The organism is Streptomyces sp. 135, from assembly GCF_020026305.1.
Classification (GTDB): domain Bacteria; phylum Actinomycetota; class Actinomycetes; order Streptomycetales; family Streptomycetaceae; genus Streptomyces.
On record NZ_CP075691.1, the window covers coordinates 3,642,688 to 3,658,953 of the forward strand.

14 protein-coding genes and 1 pseudogene are annotated in these 16,266 nt (G+C 71.4%); 6 read left to right on the plus strand and 9 right to left on the minus strand.

The window, feature by feature from the left end; translation table 11 throughout:
* Positions 1-24 precede the first annotated feature (24 nt).
* A complete protein-coding gene (locus KKZ08_RS16320; RefSeq protein ID WP_223775150.1) occupies positions 25-699 on the minus strand; it encodes a TetR family transcriptional regulator in 675 nt (224 codons plus the stop codon).
* Positions 700-872: 173 nt separating this feature from the next.
* On the opposite strand from KKZ08_RS16320, the gene KKZ08_RS16325 reads away from it, so the two are divergent.
* A complete protein-coding gene (locus KKZ08_RS16325; protein WP_223775151.1) occupies positions 873-2,126 on the plus strand; it encodes an extracellular solute-binding protein in 1,254 nt (417 codons plus the stop codon).
* Between the two features lie 292 nt (positions 2,127-2,418).
* On the opposite strand, the gene KKZ08_RS16330 is transcribed toward KKZ08_RS16325, so the two are convergent.
* Complete coding sequence (locus KKZ08_RS16330; protein ID WP_223775152.1) at positions 2,419-3,942, minus strand: MFS transporter; 1,524 nt, start codon at positions 3,940-3,942, stop codon at positions 2,419-2,421.
* A 135-nt stretch (positions 3,943-4,077) separates the two neighbouring features.
* Here KKZ08_RS16330 and KKZ08_RS16335 point away from each other — a divergent pair, with 135 nt between their 5' ends.
* Complete coding sequence (locus tag KKZ08_RS16335; protein WP_223775153.1) at positions 4,078-5,082, plus strand: WYL domain-containing protein; 1,005 nt, start codon at positions 4,078-4,080, stop codon at positions 5,080-5,082.
* A 17-nt stretch (positions 5,083-5,099) separates the two neighbouring features.
* Here KKZ08_RS16335 and KKZ08_RS16340 read toward each other — a convergent pair whose 3' ends face one another.
* Positions 5,100-6,098 carry a sigma-70 family RNA polymerase sigma factor gene (locus KKZ08_RS16340; RefSeq protein WP_223775154.1) on the minus strand — a complete coding sequence of 333 codons (999 nt, stop codon included), beginning with the start codon at positions 6,096-6,098 and terminating at the stop codon, positions 5,100-5,102.
* A gap of 231 nt (positions 6,099-6,329) precedes the next feature.
* On the opposite strand from KKZ08_RS16340, the gene KKZ08_RS16345 reads away from it, so the two are divergent.
* Both KKZ08_RS16345 and KKZ08_RS16350 read left to right on the plus strand, forming a co-directional pair.
* On the plus strand, positions 6,330-6,872 hold the full coding sequence (locus KKZ08_RS16345; RefSeq protein ID WP_223775155.1) for a GNAT family N-acetyltransferase: 543 nt from the start codon (positions 6,330-6,332) through the stop codon (positions 6,870-6,872).
* Positions 6,873-6,929: 57 nt separating this feature from the next.
* Positions 6,930-8,012, plus strand: a pseudogene (locus tag KKZ08_RS16350) (questin oxidase family protein).
* Between the two features lie 21 nt (positions 8,013-8,033).
* Here the strand turns inward: KKZ08_RS16350 and KKZ08_RS16355 are convergent.
* Entirely contained in the window at positions 8,034-8,813 is a 780-nt protein-coding gene (locus KKZ08_RS16355; RefSeq protein ID WP_223779079.1) for a class III extradiol ring-cleavage dioxygenase, read from the minus strand.
* Between the two features lie 109 nt (positions 8,814-8,922).
* Here KKZ08_RS16355 and KKZ08_RS16360 point away from each other — a divergent pair, with 109 nt between their 5' ends.
* Positions 8,923-9,438, plus strand: coding sequence for a MarR family transcriptional regulator (locus tag KKZ08_RS16360; RefSeq protein ID WP_223775156.1), 516 nt, complete (start codon positions 8,923-8,925; stop codon positions 9,436-9,438).
* 40 nt (positions 9,439-9,478) lie between these two features.
* Here the strand turns inward: KKZ08_RS16360 and KKZ08_RS16365 are convergent, their stop codons facing one another.
* Positions 9,479-10,987 carry an MFS transporter gene (locus tag KKZ08_RS16365; RefSeq protein WP_223775157.1) on the minus strand — a complete coding sequence of 503 codons (1,509 nt, stop codon included), beginning with the start codon at positions 10,985-10,987 and terminating at the stop codon, positions 9,479-9,481.
* Between the two features lie 158 nt (positions 10,988-11,145).
* Complete coding sequence (locus KKZ08_RS16370) at positions 11,146-11,802, minus strand: TetR/AcrR family transcriptional regulator (protein WP_223775158.1); 657 nt, start codon at positions 11,800-11,802, stop codon at positions 11,146-11,148.
* 282 nt (positions 11,803-12,084) lie between these two features.
* Between KKZ08_RS16370 and KKZ08_RS16375 the strand changes: the two genes are divergently transcribed.
* Entirely contained in the window at positions 12,085-13,368 is a 1,284-nt protein-coding gene (locus KKZ08_RS16375) for a M6 family metalloprotease domain-containing protein (protein WP_223775159.1), read from the plus strand.
* Here KKZ08_RS16375 and rho read toward each other — a convergent pair.
* From rho to KKZ08_RS16390, 3 genes are all read right to left on the minus strand, one after another.
* Positions 13,355-14,548, minus strand: a complete 1,194-nt coding sequence (gene rho / locus KKZ08_RS16380) for a transcription termination factor Rho (protein WP_223775160.1) — start codon at positions 14,546-14,548, stop codon at positions 13,355-13,357. The genes KKZ08_RS16375 and rho overlap by 14 nt on opposite strands.
* A gap of 303 nt (positions 14,549-14,851) precedes the next feature.
* On the minus strand, positions 14,852-15,652 hold the full coding sequence (locus KKZ08_RS16385; RefSeq protein WP_223775161.1) for a maleylpyruvate isomerase family mycothiol-dependent enzyme: 801 nt from the start codon (positions 15,650-15,652) through the stop codon (positions 14,852-14,854).
* Positions 15,636-16,151: a MarR family transcriptional regulator gene (locus KKZ08_RS16390; protein ID WP_223775162.1), complete on the minus strand. Its 516-nt coding sequence runs from the start codon at positions 16,149-16,151 to the stop codon at positions 15,636-15,638. The genes KKZ08_RS16385 and KKZ08_RS16390 overlap by 17 nt, the downstream gene beginning before the upstream one ends.
* Positions 16,152-16,266 lie beyond the last annotated feature (115 nt).

Sequence of the window (16,266 nt, forward strand, 5' to 3'; positions counted from 1 at the left end):
CTCCGGAGGACTTGCCGCGGTTCCCTACGGCCAGGGGAACGTCCGCAGCGTCTCCAGGCCGCGGGCCGCGAGCGCGGCCGGTCCCTCGGGTCCGTCGGCGGAGGCGTCGCCGGCGGCCCATGCCTCGACGGCCACCCGCACCGCCGCGCTCGCGACGGCTGCCGCCAGGCTCAGTTCCAGGGACGGTCCACCGCCGCCCGCGCGCTCCACGAGGACCCCCAGCAGCGTCTGCTCGGAGGCGTGACAGGTGTCCGCCCACACCGCGCGCAGCGCCGGGCTCTGCTCCGACATCCGCAGCAGGGAGCGCACCCACTCCAGGGATTCCGCGGCTCCCGCGTCCCCGGGGGCGAGCGTGTGGGCCACCGCGTGGCGGAGCGCGTCCGGCACCGGGAGGCCGTCCGGTGCCTGCCGCACCGCCTCCGCCCACTGCTGGGCGCCCGCAGTGAAGAGCGGGGCGACCGCCTCTTCCTTGGTCGCGAAGTAGCGGTAGAAGGTGCGCGGCGCGACGCCCGCGGCCCGGGCGATGTCCTCGGCGCGGGTGGCACGGAGCCCGTCCGTGGCGAAGAGCGAAGCCGCCGTGCGGGCGATGTCGAGGCGGGTCTCGGTCTTACGGCGCTCGGTGAGCGAGGGCTGCGGGGACGGTTGCGGGGGCGGCTGTGATGCCTGGGCCGGCTGCGACGGCTGTGAACGGGGGGGCATGTCGGGCAGGTTATGCCAGCACGGCCACCTCGGGGGGCTCACGGTCAGGTACTGCCCCTGTGGCAGAATCTGCCACCTGGCGGCCGCGGCGCGATTCCGGCAGGACCCGTGGACCCGTACACCCGTAGATCCGTAGATCCGTAGATCCGTAGAGGCAAGAGGTGGCAGCAGCGGTGCGTCGTCGGCAGTTCCTTCTCCACGCGGTCGGCCTCAGCGGTGCCGCCGCGCTCGGCACCGCCGGTCTCACCGCCTGTTCCGCGGCGACCGACACGCCCCTCAAGCTCCTCGTCGCGAGCTACGACGACAGCGTCGGCTCCTCGATCGGTGACCAGTGGGACAAGGTCGTCGCCGCCTTCGAGAAGGCACACCCGGACGTCCAAGTCGCCCTGGAACGCGTCCCGTTCGCCAAGCTCGACCAGACGCTCGCCCGGCGCGTGAAGGACGACGACGCCCCGGACATCGCGCAGTCCAACTTCTTCGCCCCCTACGCCGAGGAGGACCGGCTCTACGGCGCCGACGACCTCTTCGACGTCCGCACCGAAGGCGACTTCATCCGCTCCTACGCGGAGGCGGGCATGGTCGACCGTGTCCAGTACGGCCTGCCCTTCCTGGCGAGCACCCCGCGGCTCTTCTACAACAAGGCCCTCTTCAAGCAGGCCCGCGTCAAGGCGCCCCGCTCCTGGGCCGAACTGCACGACGTGGCCAAGGCGTTGAAGGCGCTCGGCGTGCCCACCCCTTATGGCCTCCAGCTCGGCCCCGAGGCCGCCGAGGACGAGGCGCTCGCCTGGCTGCTCGCGGACGGTGGCGGCTACTCCGGCCTCACCGGCTACGACTTCGCCAGCCCCGGCAACATCGACACCCTGACCTGGCTGCGGGACAACCTCGTCGCCCAGGGGCTCGCGGGGCCGGACCCGGCGAAGCTCACCAGGACGGACGCGTACGCCCAGTTCCTGCGCGGCCGGATCGGCATGATGATCGCCCACCCGGTCCTGATGGGCGCCGCGGACCGGGCCAAGTTCCCTTACGCGCACGCCCCGTTCCCCAAGAAGCTCGGCGGTGCCGCGCCGCCGGTGGGGCTCAACGACTGGCTGATGGCGTTCAAGCGGAACGGGCGGCGGGAGCAGTGCGGCATGTTTCTGAGCTACCTGTACGGCAGCGAGTCCGCGGTGGCGTACGGCGGCGGTCAGTCCGCGCTGCCGGTGACCGGTTCCGCGTCCGACGCGCTGCGCAAGGACCCTGGGCAGCGGCCCATGTGGGACTTCATCGACCAGATGCCGCAGGCTCGCTTCCAGCCGACGAACCTCGGCTCGTGGCCTGAGGTCAGGGCTGCCGTGCGGGAGCGTGTTGGCGAGGCCGTGGCCGAGGGGGGTGATCCGAAGGCGGTGCTGGAGTCCTTGGATGTGACGGCGGTGCAGGCCGAGCGGTAGCGCTCCGCTGGGCTGGGCGGTTTATTCGGCTGCCGGGGTTTTTGGCTGCGGGGCTTCTTGGTTGCGGAGGGCTGGGGCTCTGCGGGTCGTGGGGGTTGAGTGCGCAGTTCCCCGCGCCCCTGACGGGGCAAGTCCAGCGCCACGCTGACGGGACACGAGCCCGGTGGCGGATTCCTCTCGGCTGCCGGCCGTCGGGGGTTGCGCGCGCAGTTCCCCGCGCCCCTGACGGGGCAAGTCCAGCGCCACGCTGCTCAGTTCCCCGCGCCCCTTGTGGGGCGCGGGGAGGCCCGCGTCAGGGGGTCAGTGCCGGTTCCTTTCGGGGGACGGCGTCCGCGGGCGGCGCCTCGGCGCCGCCCTCCACGTGCTGCTTCGGCTTCGCCGGGAGTGCGAACATCAGCAGGAAGATGATCACAAGCACGCCCGCGACCCACCACAGCGCGTTCTGGAACCCGGCCGTGAACTCCGCCGGGATGCGGCTCCGCGGGACCCGCTCGTCGATGACCCCGAAGAAGACCACCGACACCAGACCGAGGCCGAGCGCGGTGCCCATCTGCTGCACGGTGTTGATGAGCCCGGAGGCCGAACCGGCGTGCTCGCGCGGTACTTCCGAGAGCACCGCGTCCGTCAGGGGCGCCACGATCAGGCCCATGCCGAGGCCCATCACGACGAGCGGCAGCGCCATCTGCCAGGACGTGATGCCCGCGCCGTACCGGTCCGCCTCCCAGATGTAGACCAGCAGGCCCGCGGCCATGGTCAGCGCCCCGGTCTGGAGCACCTTGCGCCCGAAGCGGGGCACCAGCTTCTGCACGGACAGGCCCGCGGCCACCGAGACGGCGATCGAGAACGGCACCCCGGTGAGACCCGCGCGCAGCTCGCTCCAGCCGAGGCCGGCCTGCATGTACATGGTCCAGACGAGGAAGAAGACGCCCATCACGACACCGAACACGGTCTGCACGGCGATGCCCGCGGCGAAGCTCTTCACCTTGAACAGCGACAGCTCCACCAGCGGCGAGCCGTCCTTGGCGGTCTTCCACTTCTCGTACGCGATGAGGGCGCCGAAGACGACGACGGAGCCGCCCATCATGACGAAGCCCCAGGCCGGCCAGTCCAGCTCACGGCCCCGCGTGAGGGGGTAGACCAGCATCAGCATGCCGAGCGTGACCAGTACGACGCCGACGAGGTCGAGCTTGAGGGCCTTCGGGGCCTTGGACTCGGTGATGAACTTCCGGCCGAGGACGAGGCCGACGATGCCGACCGGCAGGTTGATGAGGAAGATCGGCCGCCACTCCAGGCCGAGGATGTTCCACTCGGTGAGCAGCGCGCCCAGCAGCGGCCCGGAGACCGCGCCGAGCCCGACGATCATGCCGAAGAGCCCGAACACCTTGCCTCGCTCATGGGCGGGGAAGGTCGCGTGCACGATGGACAGCACCTGCGGCACCATCAGCGCGGCCATGCCGCCCTGGAGGATGCGGGAGGCGACCAGCATCTCCGGGTTGACGGCGAAGCCGCAGAGCGCGGAGGCGACGGTGAAGCCGGTGATTCCTATCAGGAAGAGCCGCTTGCGGCCGTGGATGTCACCGAGCCGCCCACCCGTGATGAGTCCGGCGGCGAAGGCGAGCGCGTAACCCGCGGTGATCCACTGGATCTGGCTGTACGTGGCGCCCGCGTCCCGCTGGATCGACGGGATCGCGATGTTGACGATCGTGACGTCGACGAGGTCCATGAAAGCGGCGGTCATCACGATGGCCAGGGCGAACCAACGTCGTCGGTCCGCCTCCGGCGGGGCTTCGGGCACGGGGGTGGTGGAAGAACTCATGCCGGGAGAGTAGAAGCCATGTAGGTCATAACAGTTCCTATTTGGCGGCATCCTGGGTCGCATGAAGATGATCCTGGGTCCGATGAGGATGCCGATGCCGTCTCTGGGCCTGACGACGCCGTCTCGGGCGCGCGCATGACGGGGGCGACGGGGGCGCAGACCCCCATCCGGCTGCTGCAACTGCTCTCGCTCCTCCAGACGCCCCGGGAGTGGCCCGGCAGCGAACTCTCCGAGCGGCTCGGGGTGAGCCGGCGCACGGTGCGGCGCGACGTGGACCGGCTGCGGGACCTGGGCTATCCGGTGCAGGCATCGCAGGGCGCCCTCGGCGGCTACCGGCTGGTCGCGGGCAAGGCCATGCCGCCGCTGGTCCTCGACGACGAGGAGGCGGTGGCGATCGCGGTCGGGCTGCGGGCTGGAGCGGGGCACGCGGTGGAGGGCGTGGAGGAGGCGTCGGTGCGGGCGCTCGCCAAGCTGGAGCAGGTCCTGCCCGCGCGGCTGCGCCACCGGGTCTCCGCGCTGCAGACCGCGACGATGCCGCTGACCAGCGGGGACGGTGCGAGCATCGCGCCGGAGACGCTGACGGTGATGGCGTCGGCCGCGGCGGGCCACGAACGCCTGCGGTTCTCCTACCGCTCCGGCGACGGCACGGAGTCACGCCGCCTGACCGAGCCGTACCGGTTGGTCTCCACGGGACGGCGGTGGTATCTCGTGGCGTACGACATCGACCGCGAGGACTGGCGGACCTTCCGGGTGGACCGGGTGGCCGAGCCGTTCGCCACGGGGGCACGGTTCGTGCCGCGGGAGCTGCCGAAGGGGGACGCCGCGGAGTTCATCCGCCAGTCGGTCTGGCGCGGGCAGCAGTCGTACGACGTCGACGTGACCTTCGCCGCGCCCGCCGAGTTCGTCGTGGCCCGGCTGCCCTCGGCGCTCGGCACGGTGGAGCCCCTCCCAGCCCCTCACGAGCACCACTGCCGGCTGCGCGGCACGGTTACGGACTCCCTGGAGTGGCTGGCGGTCCGCCTGGCGCTGACCGACTGCGACTTCACGGCCCACGGCCCCCCGGAGCTACTGGACTGCCTCACGGAGATGGGCGGCCGACTGACGCGGGCGGGGGGAAAGGGCGGCAGCGCCCGGGGGTGACGCGCGGCGGCGCGAGGTCAGGCCGCCGCGTCGAACCCCGTGTCCCGCGCCAGCTTCTTCAGCTCGAGCAGCGCGTGCTTCTCGATCTGCCGGATCCGCTCGCGGGTCAGCCCGTGCTCCTTGCCGACCTCGGTCAGCGTCCGCTCGCGGCCGTCCTCGATGCCGTACCGCATCTTGATGATGGAGGCCGTGCGCTGGTCGAGGCGGCCGAGCAGGCCGTCCAGCTCCTCGCTGCGCAGCAGCGAGAGGACGGACTGCTCGGGCGAGACGGCCGAGGTGTCCTCCAGGAGGTCACCGAACTGGGTGTCGCCCTGGTCGTCCACCCCCATGTTCAGCGAGACGGGGTCGCGGGCCCAGTCCAGGACGTCGATGACGCGCTCGGGCGTCGAGGACAGCTCCGCGGCGATCTCCGCGGGCTCCGGCTCCCGGCCGTGCTCGCGGTTGAACTCGCGCTGGACTCGGCGGATCCGGCCCAGCTCCTCCACCAGGTGGACGGGGAGGCGGATGGTGCGGGACTGGTCGGCTATCGAGCGGGTGATGGCCTGGCGGATCCACCACGTGGCGTACGTGGAGAACTTGAAGCCCTTGGCGTAGTCGAACTTCTCGACGGCGCGCACCAGGCCCGCGTTCCCCTCCTGGATCAGGTCGAGGAGGGGCAGGCCGCTGCGCGGATAGCGGCGGGCGACCGCGACGACGAGGCGGAGGTTCGAGCGGATGAAGACGTCCTTGGCCCGCTCACCGTCGGCGACGAGGGCTTCGAGCTCCTCGCGGTCCGCGGTGACCTTGCTGTCCCCGACCTCGCCGTCCAGGATCTTGCGGGCATACACGCCCGCCTCGATGACCTGCGACAGCTCCACCTCCTTGGCGGCGTCGAGCAGCGGCGTACGCGCGATCTCGTCGAGGTACATGCCGACCAGGTCGCGGTCGGCGATCTCCCCGCCTACGGCGCGAACACTGCGTGCCGCGTCGGTCTCGCCGGAGGCGGACTTGCGACGGGCGACGGCACGGGTTGCCATGCGTGCTCCCTTGCGGTTTGGGGTCTCCCCTGGACGGCTTGTTCGCCGCCCTTGGGAGGGTCCTGGTCGGTCTTGTGTTCTGGGGCCTCTGTGGCGGATGGCACACCCTCGGGTGCCCTGCATCCGATGGAAACAACGACTGGAATCCGGACAGAATTCCCATGCCGCGCATCTTTTTTCCTGACGGTGCAGTACCCTGTCGCGCCACAAGGGGAGACAGAGGGCGGGGACATGCTGTCCGGACGTACAGAGGTGCAGGTCAGGCCGGGAGTCGAGAGCGACCTGAGCGCCCTCACCGAGCTCTACAACCACTATGTACGTGAGACGGCCGTCACCTTCGACACCGTCGCCTTCCTGCCCGAAGAGCGCCGCCCTTGGCTGCTCTCCCACCCCCAAGACGGCCCTCACCGCCTCTTGGTTGCTCAGGACCGGGATCCCGGGGCCCGCCCGGGCCGGCTGCTCGGGTACGCCACCAGTAGCCCTTTCCGGCCTCGCCCCGCTTATGCAACATCCGTGGAAGTCAGCGTCTACTGCGCGCCCGACGCCGCAGGGCGCGGCATCGGCACGCTGCTCTACAAGGAGCTCCTGGCCGCCCTGGAGGGCGAGGACCTGCACCGCGCCTACGCCGGGATCGCCCAGCCGAACGAGGCCTCGGTCCGCCTCCACGAACGCTTCGGGTTCCGTCATGTGGGGACGTACGAAGAGGTGGGCAGGAAGTTCGGGCGGTACTGGGACGTCGCCTGGTACGAGCGTCCTCTCGGCCCGCGGACCTAGGTCGCCGGGCCGTTACGGGACGCCCGGCCGACGGCCTACCGTCCCCGCATGACCGACATCGGCACCGGTCCCGGCACGGACATCGAGACCGACACCAACACCGCCACCGACACCGACACCGACACCGCCACCGACACCACCGGCATCCTCGACGAGGCACTGGAGCGGCTGCACACCCGCGGGCCCGAGCGGCAGGGGCGGCTCACCAACCACGCCCCGATGGCCGTCGAGGCACTGGCCGCGCGCGGGCGGCCGGAGGCGGTCCACAAGTGGCTCGATCTGTACGCCCCGAAATTGGAGGAGTTTCCCGCCGGGGTCGAGCCGGTCACCGACGCCGACTGGCGCGCGGCGCTCGGGGACCCGCGCCGCGCGGCGGACTGGATCGCGTACTTCGGCAGGGAGCTCGGCGCGCACCCCTGGCGCGAGGTGCTCGCCCGCTGGTGGCCGCGGCTGCTGCCCGGGATGTACGGGGGCTCCACGCACCCGGTGATCCGGGTGGGGCACGCCGTGCGCACCCTGGAGGCGGGCGGCGCGACCGCGCCCGCCTCGCCGAGCTCGCGCACGGCCTCGGCTACTGGGCCGCCCGGCACCACCCGTCACCGGCCTCGCCGCGCTGCCGGGCGCCGAGAGCGCGGCCGCCGCCCTGGACGCGGTGCCGCCCTCGCGGACCGGACGGACGGCGGCTTCCCCGCCCGCCTCGGCCGGGTCCGGGCGCTGCCGGTGTGGGCCGCCTCGGTGGACGGCCCCGAGGAGGCGCGGCGCAGGCTGACGGAGCTGGTGCGGGCGGCCACACACCGGTACGCCACGCACGGCCACGGCGACGAGGTGATGCTCGTACACGCGGCGACGGCGCCGAACGCCGTGCTGCGCGCCCTGCCCGTGCTCCCCCGCGCCCTGTGGGTGCCGAGCCTGCGCGCGGCGTGGACGGCGTCGGCGGCGGTCACCGCCATGTACGCGCCGGATGCCCCGGTGGCGTGCGACCCGCCCGGCAGTTTCACCGCCGAGGAGGTCTTCGAGCGGGCCCTCGCGCACGGCGACGAACACGTCATCAAGCTGACGGACACGGCGCTGGACGTGGGCGACGAGCAGGCCCTGGCCGCCGCCCTGCGGGCGATCGAGCTGGGAGAGCCGCTCCGTTAGCGACCTGGGTGCGCCGTTCGGTCAGGAGGGGCGCCCGCCCTGGCCGAACTGTACCGACCTCTTCGCCAGCCCCATCCAGAAACCGTCGATCACGCTGCGCTGCCCGCCGAGGTCCCCCAGGGCGTCGGCGGCGCCGAGCGTCACGAAGAGCGGGGCGAAGTGCTCGGTGCGCGGGTGGGCCAGCCGCCCGGCCGGCGACTTGTGCCCGAAGTCGAGCAGCGCGTCCACGTCGCCCGCGTCGAGGGCCTCCCGCCCCCAGGCGTCGAACTCCGCCGACCAGGCAGGGACGCCGCCCTGCCGCAGCGCGGCCAGGTTGTGCGTGAAGAAACCGCTGCCGACGACGAGCACGCCCTCGTCCCGCAGCGGCGCGAGCCTGCGGCCGATGTCCATGAGGCGGCGCGGATCCAGCGTGGGCAGGGAGATCTGGAGGACGGGGACATCCGCCTCGGGATACATCTCGACCAGCGGGACGTACGCGCCGTGGTCGAGCCCCCGGTCCGGCACGTCCTGGACGGGTACGCCGGGCGCGCGCAGCAGCTTCCGTACGGACGCGGCGAGTTCGGGGGCGCCCGGCGCGGCGTACGTCACCTGGTAGTAGTGCTCGGGGAAGCCCCAGAAGTCGTACACGAGCGGCAGCGTCTCGGTGGCGCCGAGGGCCAGTGGGGCCTCTTCCCAGTGGGCGGAGACCATGAGGATCGCTCGGGGGCGCGGCAGCTGAGCCGACCAGGCGGCCAGCTCGGCGGGCCACAGCGGGTCGTCGGCGAGCGGCGGCGCGCCGTGACTGAGGTACAGGGCGGGCATACGGGTCATCACACGCCTCCGGCGATTTACTTGAACTCTCAAGCTACTCGACGCAAACGTACGCGCGGTTTGTTCAAAATTCAAGGAGCGGCCTCGTACAGTGGGGTACATGGATATGGCACCCACTCCTCTCCCGGACGGCGAGCCGAACTGGCTGAACCGCGACGAGCAGCGCGTTTGGCGGGTCTACCTTCAGGCGACCACGCTTCTCGACGACTTCCTCGACCGTCAGCTCCAGCGCGACGCGGGCATGCCGCACATGTACTACGGCCTATTGGTCCAGTTGTCCGACGCCCCCAGGCGGCGGCTGCGGATGACCGAACTGGCCAAGATCATGAAGATCACCCGGTCCCGCCTCTCGCACGCCGTCGCCCGTCTGGAGAAGAGTGGCTGGGTACGCCGTGAGGACTGCCCGTCCGACAAGCGGGGCCAGCTCGCGATCCTCACCGACGAGGGCTTCGAGGTGCTCCGCAGGACCGCCCCCGGCCATGTCACGGCCGTCCGCCAGGCCCTCTTCGACCGGCTCACCCCGGAACAGCAGAAGTCCCTCGGCGAGATCATGACGATCGTCGCCGAGGGACTTCAGCCGGAGGAGGCCGGGGCGGACCTCCCCTGGCTCCGCTAGATCCTGACCAAGGAGGTCAGTTAGGTCCTGACCAAGGAGGTCAGTGGGCCAGCACCGGGATCTTCACCTCGTCCTCGACGCCTTCCGCCGAGTCGCCGGAGGCCGCGGGGCCGCCCTGGTGGCCGGTGTTGATGAACGTCGCCGCGATCGCCGCGGAGACCACGAGGATGCCGACCGCCCACCAGATGGCGCTGGTGTAGCCCTCGACCATGGCCTGCGCCTGGACGAGCTTCGGGTTGGCGGCACCGGCCGCGTGGTCCGCGATGTACGCGGAGGTCGCGGAGGCGGCGATGGTGTTCAGCAGGGCCGTACCGATGGCGCCGCCGACCTGCTGCGAGGTGTTCACCATCGCGGAGGCGACACCGGCGTCACGGGCCTCGACGCCGTGCGTGGCGAGCGACATGGCGGGCATGAACGCCGTACCCATGCCGAGGCCCAGCATCAGCTGCGCCGGCATGATCAGCCCGGTGTACGAGGAGCCGACCTCGAGCTGCGTCAGGAGCAGCATGCCGACGGCGGCGAGCAGGAAGCCCGGGCCCATCAGCAGCCGCGGCGGGACCCGCGTCATCAGGCGGGCGCCGATCTGCGTGGAGCCCACGATCATGCCCGCGATCATCGGCAGGAAGGCGAAGCCGGTCTTGACCGGGGAGTAGCCCTCGACGATCTGCAGGTAGTACGTGAGAAACAGGAACAGGCCGAACATCGCGATGACGGCGAGGCCGAGCGAGAGGTAGACGCCACCGCGGTTGCGCTCGGTCAGGACGCGCAGCGGGAGCAGCGGCGACTTGACCTTGGCCTCGGTGAGGACGAACGCGGCGAGCAGCACGACCGACGCGACGAACATGGTGACCGTCACGGAGTCCGACCAGCCCTTGGACTCGGCGCGGGTGAAGCCGTAGACGAGCGCGACCAGGCCGAGGGTCGAAAGGACCACGCCGGGGATGTCGAGCGGCGAGCGGTTGCGGCCGCCGGCCGGCTCACGGATGACGAAGTACGCGCCCAGGGCGGCGACCACCGCGAACGGGATGTTCACGAAGAAGGTCCAGCGCCAGTTCAGGTACTCGGTGAGGAAACCGCCGAGGATCAGGCCGACGGCGCCGCCGCCACCGGCGATCGCGCCGTAGATGCCGAAGGCCTTGGCGCGCTCCTTGGCGTCGGTGAACATCACCGCGAGCAGCGAGAGGGCGGCGGGCGCGAGCAGCGCGCCGAACACGCCCTGGAGGGCACGGGCGCCGAGCATCATGGCCTCGCCGGTCGCGGCGCCGCCGAGCGCGGAGGCCGCGGCGAAGCCGATGAGGCCGGTCACGAAGGTGCGCTTGCGGCCCCACAGGTCGGAGATGCGGCCGCCGAAGAGCAGCAGGCCGCCAAAGGCGAGCGCGTAGGCCGTGATGACCCACTGGCGGTTGCCGTCGGATATGCCGAGGTCCTCCTGGGCGGAGGGCAGCGCGATGTTCACGATGGTCGCGTCGAGGACGACCATCAGCTGCGCGAGCGCGATGAAGACGAGGGCTTTCCAGCGCCTCGGATCCGTTCCGGATGTTTCAGACATGGATGGGGCCACCTAGCGGTACGAAAGGGCTGATGCCGTACGAAAAGTCGATGCGGTACGAAAGGGCTAACACCGCATGAAAGGTTGATGCGGTGCGAATGGGTTAACGCCGCATGAAAGGTTTATGCGGTGCAAAAGTCGATGTTGTTCGAAAGTGGTCAGCGTCGCCGGAGGTCTTCCAGGGTCGCCGCCTCCCCCGGCAGCGCCGAGCGGGCGGGCGTCATCAGGCCGTCCAGGAACAGCTGGAGATGGCGGTGGACGAAGCGGTCCATGTTCGGGCAGGCCGTGCCGGGCAGCGGCCGCCCGAGCTGGGAGAGGGCGATCATCAGGTCACCGACGTCGATGTCGGTGCGCAGCTGTCCCGCGGCGCGGGCCCGCTCCATGAGGCCTTCGATGGCCCGCTCCAGGCGTTCGCGGCCTTCGAGCAGGTCGGGGTGGTCGGGGTCGAAGCCGGCCGACAGCATCGGGCACAGGGCGCCGATGCGCTCGTCGGCCGCCGCGTGCACGAAGGTGCGCAGCGCGTCGAAGGCCGCGCTCTCGTCGGCGTCCGCGGCGGCGATGCCCCGCTCGGCGTGGACGGTGACGCAGTCGGTCACCGACAGGACGACCTGGCGCACCAGTTCGGCACGGTCGGCGAAGTGGCGGTACACCGTGGCGTTGCCGACGCCCGCCCGGCGCGCGACCTCGTCGAGGGGTACGTCGGGTCCGTACTCCACGAACATCTCGCGCGCGGCGGCGACGATCCGCTCCCGGTTGCGCAGGGCGTCGGCCCGCGGGCGGGTGGCTCGGCGCTGCGGGGCGGTGGCGGCCTCCACGGCTCCTCCTCTGATCGGTAGCTGCGGGTCAGTGGTCTTCGGGTGATCCGGTGCGATGCGGGGAGTAGTTCCCCGTTTCGCGCGGACACAGGTCTAAACGGGGAGGCAGTCCCCGGATATTTCCCCGAACGAGCCCTTCATGATGTGACCTGCCTCACACCTCGCGGCCGGAAAAACCCACGATCGGTCGCACCCAGCGAGCGCCCGCGCACCCCCCGACACAGGGTGATCGAACAGGGTGCAGCCAGGACCGGCGGCTGCCGCGGAGTGGAAGGCCCACGTATGCAGCAGCCGATGTGGCGACGGATATCCGCCACCCGCCGCAGTGTGGCCCTCGCGTCGGTCACGGCACTCGCCCTCGCGGTCACGACCTCGGCGAGCACCGGACGCCTGATGGAGGATTCGCCCAGCGCGGCGGGATCGGTGTCGATGGCCCGAAGCGCCACGCTCGGCCCGTGCATGATCAGCGGCACGATGGGCGTACAGATGTCGGAGGGCGTACCGACACAGCCCGGCTACTCACGCTCCACCGGCACCGTCCGGGCCCTGAACCTCATGGTCGACTTCTCCGACGCGCCCGGCGAGGGCAGCGCGATGGACCGTCTCGCGGAGTTCTTCCCGCAGACCTCGCAGTGGTTCCGCACCAGTTCCTACGGGCGCCTCGACTACCGCCCCGAGTCCCCAGTGCCCGACTGGCTCCGGATGCCCAAGCCCTTCGCGAAGTACGGGATAGAGCGCGGCGCCCCCTTCGACCCCGGCTACCGCGAACTCGTCGAGGACATCGTGGCGGCCGCCGACCCGGACGTGGACTTCCGTGCGTACGACCTCGTGAACGTCCTGGTCACCCCGAACGCGGGCCCCTCGGCGCTCGACACGGTCCTGTCGGTGACCTTCGCGGGCAACCACGAGGCGCCGGTCGCGGACGGCGTGCCCGTCGCCAACGCGTCCTTCGTCTACAGCCGCCAGGACGACGGCTCGGGCAGCTACCACGAGACGGGCTACCGCGTCCTGCCCCACGAGAACGGCCACGTCTTCGGCCTGCCCGACCTCTACACGCACGAGGGCGGCGGCGCGGTCGGCCACTGGGACATCATGAGCGAGGACTGGGGCGCCAACAACGACCTGCTCGCCTGGCACAAGTGGAAGCTGGGCTGGCTCGACGACGACCAGGTCAGCTGCGCGGCGAAGGCCGGCACCACCGAGCACCTCCTGACCCCGCTGGCCCGCTCCGGCGGCACGAAGCTCGCCTTCGTCCCGCTCAGCGAGAAGACGGGGTACGCGGTCGAGGTCCGCACCCCCGGCGGCAACGACGAGGCGGTCTGCAAGCCGGGCGTCCTCGTCTACCGCGTGGACGCGAACGTCGACACGGGCCACGGCCCGGTCACGGTCGCCGACTCGACCGCCGACAGCGGGGGTTGCACCCGCAGGCCCAACGTCCACGCCGAACTCTCCGACGCGCCCTACGGCCCCGGCGAGACCTTCACCGACCGCGAGTCGGGGGTGCGGGTGACGGTGGCGGAAGTGAACGGCGAGGGCCACTACCGGGTGCACGTCACGCGGCCGTAGCGCCGTTCGCCGAGCCGGCCCCCGGCACGGTCTGCTGCACCTGCCGCAGGAACGCGGCGTTGTCCGGAGTCTTCTTGAGCCGGTCGAGCAGCGTCTCCAGAGAGCTCGTGCTGTCCCTGCCCTGCAGGGCGCGCCGCAGCCCGCGTACGGCGGTCAACTCATCGCGCGGCACGAGCAGTTCCTCCCTGCGCGTGCCGGAAGGCGTGACGTCGACGGCCGGGAAGAGGCGCCGGTCGGCGAGGGTGCGGTCGAGCCGCAGCTCCATGTTGCCGGTGCCCTTCAGCTCCTCGAAGTAGTAGTCGTCGGCGCGGGATCCGGTCTCCGCGAGGACGGTCGCGAGCATCGTCAGGGAGCCGCCCTCCTCGGCGAGGCGCGCGGCGCCGAAGAGCCGCTTGGGCCCCTGGATCGCCGCCGCGTCGACGCCGCCGCTGAGGGTGCGGCCGCCGCTCGCGGCCGCGTTGTTGTACGCGCGGCACAGGCGCGTCAGCGAGTCGAAGAGCATGACGACGTCGCGGCCGTCCTCGACCATGCGCTTGGCCCGCTCCACGGCGAGTTCGGCGAGGGCGATGTGCTGCTTGGCGGGCCGGTCGAAGGTCGAGGAGAGCACCTCGCCGCGGACCGAGCGCCGCATGTCGGTGACTTCCTCGGGGCGTTCGTCGAGGAGGACGACCATCAGATGACACTCGGGGTGGTTCCGGGCGACGGCCGCCGCGATCTGCTGGAGCAGTACGGTCTTGCCGGTCTTCGGCGGCGCGACGATCAGGCCGCGCTGCCCCTTGCCGACGGGCGCGACGAGGTCGACGAGCCGCCCGGCGAGCGCGCCGCCCGGGGTCTCCAGGGTGAGCCGTTCGCGGGGGTGCAGCGGCGTCAGCTCCCCGAACCGTCGCCGTCCGCGCAGGGCTTCGGGAACCCGGCCGTTGACGCGGTGCGTGCCGGTGAGCGTACGGGCCCGCCCCGCGCACTCTCCCTCGACGAAGTCGCCGCTGCGGAGGCCGAGTTGGCGGACGAGCGGCGCGGGCACCTGGACGTCGTCGGAGGCGGGCAGGCAGCCGGCGCCGCGGAGGAATCCACGGCCGTCGCGGGCGATGTCGAGAACCCCATTGCAGATGAGGGGAGTTGCGGCGGTACGGGTTGTGGTGGCGGCTGCGGTAGTGCTCGGGGCGGTGTGGGTGAGGGTCATGGGTGTGGGTCCTTTCGCGGACATGCGCGGGAGGCGGCCCGGCGGGGCGGTGTGAACACGCCCCGTACGACGGGTGAGGGAACTGCTGCGTGAGGAGCAGTGAGGGAAGAGACGAAGCAGACCGGAAAACCGAACGCTCTGCCGAGAACCGGCATGGTCTGTTCTGAGTGAGATCCCGGAACCGGGAGAGAAAACGTGGCACGGGCGTCCCGATGGGACGTACGAACGTGCTCTCCGCAAGGTAACACACCGGCGGGCGGGCCGGCAGGGGGTCGTCGGTGGCCTCGGTGCCGCGCCGTGCCGTCAGAAGGCGGAGCTGTCGAACCAGTGCGTCAACAGCCGCTGGTCACCGGCGACCGCGAAGGCGTCGGCGGCACGGTCGAGGCGCCCGTAGAGAAGTAGCAGGAGGTCGGCGGCGGGGGCGTGAATGGAGGCGTGCGCACCCTCGTGCGCGCTCTGGTGGACGCCTTGGTGGGCGCCTTGGTGGACGCCGGCAGCGATGAGCCCGAAACCGTCGGCGCGCAACTGGACGTACCAGTCATGGCCGGTGTCGGTGGCGCGGAAGCGAATGACTTCACCCGCGCCGCGGAGGCGGGCGACGCCGGGGGCGAAGGGGGTGGCGAAGGGCAGGTTGACGAGGAACTCGTCCACGCCGTCGGCGGCGGTCGCCGGGTCGATCACGGACGGCAGCCCGAGGGCGGCCTCCGCGTCGGTGCGGTGCACCAGCGTCTCGTACAGCATGCGCCGCACCCAGAACCGGGCGTGCGGATCGGCGCCCCAGGCCCACATCGGAGCGTCCGGGTCGATCCCGCCGAAGGTCCGGGCGGCTTCCTCCCCGCCGGCCGCGAGCCACGCGGGGTACGCGTCGAGGCGCTCGGGCAGGCGCAGCTCGACGTCACGGGTCCTCGGCGGCTCCTGGACGCCCTGCCGCAGCAGTACGCAGAACCAGCGCTGCACGCCTCCCGTGTGCCGGACCAGGTCGAGGAGGGTCCACCCGGGGCAGCCGGGCACGGGGGCGGAGAGGTCGGCACCGTCGAGAAGGGCGACGAACGCCGCGGTCTCGTCGGCGACGGCGCGCTGCCGCCACTCACCGGACGCAGTCACGTGCGCCTCCGTCCGACGCGTCCTCGGTCCCTCCGTCGAGCGCGGCGGTGAGCTTGTTGAGCCGGGAGCGCAGGTCGCGCACCTCGTCGAGCGAGAGCCCGGTGGACTCGGCGATGGCGCGCGGCACGGCGAGGGCCTTCTCGCGCAGGTCGGTGCCCTGCGGGGTCAGCCGTACGGAGACGGAGCGCTCGTCCGCGACACTGCGCCGCCGCTCGACGTGCCCGGCCGCCTCCAGCCGCTTGAGCAGCGGCGAGAGCGTGCCGGAGTCCAGCCGGAGCCGCTCGCCGATCTTCTTGACGGGCAGCTCGCCGTCCTCCCAGAGCACGAGCATCACGAGGTACTGGGGGTAGGTGAGCCCGAGGTCCTTGAGGGCGGTGCGGTAGACGCCGTTGAAGGCGCGGGCGGCGGCGTGCAGCGAGAAGCAGACCTGGTGATCGAGCCGAAGGAAGTCCTGGCCGGCGGTCAGGTCGTCAGTGGCGCCAACGGATGCGTTCTCCATACCCACAGCGTACAACAACATCCCTCACAATTAAGTTGCACACAACTAAATTACGTGCTCTACTACTAGTGCAATCCGCAGAGCAGCCACCGCGAAGCCGCGGAGCTGCTCGCCC

Bases quoted from the DNA above. Each gene is read 5' to 3' on its own strand.
- KKZ08_RS16360 (WP_223775156.1), top strand. From the start codon at position 8,923: ATGGATATGGCACCCACTCCTCTCCCGGACGGCGAGCCGAACTGGCTG.
- KKZ08_RS16345 (WP_223775155.1), top strand. From the start codon at position 6,330: ATGCTGTCCGGACGTACAGAGGTGCAGGTCAGGCCGGGAGTCGAGAGC.
- rho (WP_223775160.1), bottom strand. From the start codon at position 14,548: ATGACCCTCACCCACACCGCCCCGAGCACTACCGCAGCCGCCACCACA.
- KKZ08_RS16340 (WP_223775154.1), bottom strand. From the start codon at position 6,098: ATGGCAACCCGTGCCGTCGCCCGTCGCAAGTCCGCCTCCGGCGAGACC.
- KKZ08_RS16365 (WP_223775157.1), bottom strand. From the start codon at position 10,987: ATGTCTGAAACATCCGGAACGGATCCGAGGCGCTGGAAAGCCCTCGTC.
- KKZ08_RS16330 (WP_223775152.1), bottom strand. From the start codon at position 3,942: ATGAGTTCTTCCACCACCCCCGTGCCCGAAGCCCCGCCGGAGGCGGAC.
- KKZ08_RS16335 (WP_223775153.1), top strand. From the start codon at position 4,078: ATGACGGGGGCGACGGGGGCGCAGACCCCCATCCGGCTGCTGCAACTG.
- KKZ08_RS16320 (WP_223775150.1), bottom strand. From the start codon at position 699: ATGCCCCCCCGTTCACAGCCGTCGCAGCCGGCCCAGGCATCACAGCCG.
- KKZ08_RS16375 (WP_223775159.1), top strand. From the start codon at position 12,085: ATGCAGCAGCCGATGTGGCGACGGATATCCGCCACCCGCCGCAGTGTG.
- KKZ08_RS16355 (WP_223779079.1), bottom strand. From the start codon at position 8,813: ATGCCCGCCCTGTACCTCAGTCACGGCGCGCCGCCGCTCGCCGACGAC.
- KKZ08_RS16390 (WP_223775162.1), bottom strand. From the start codon at position 16,151: ATGGAGAACGCATCCGTTGGCGCCACTGACGACCTGACCGCCGGCCAG.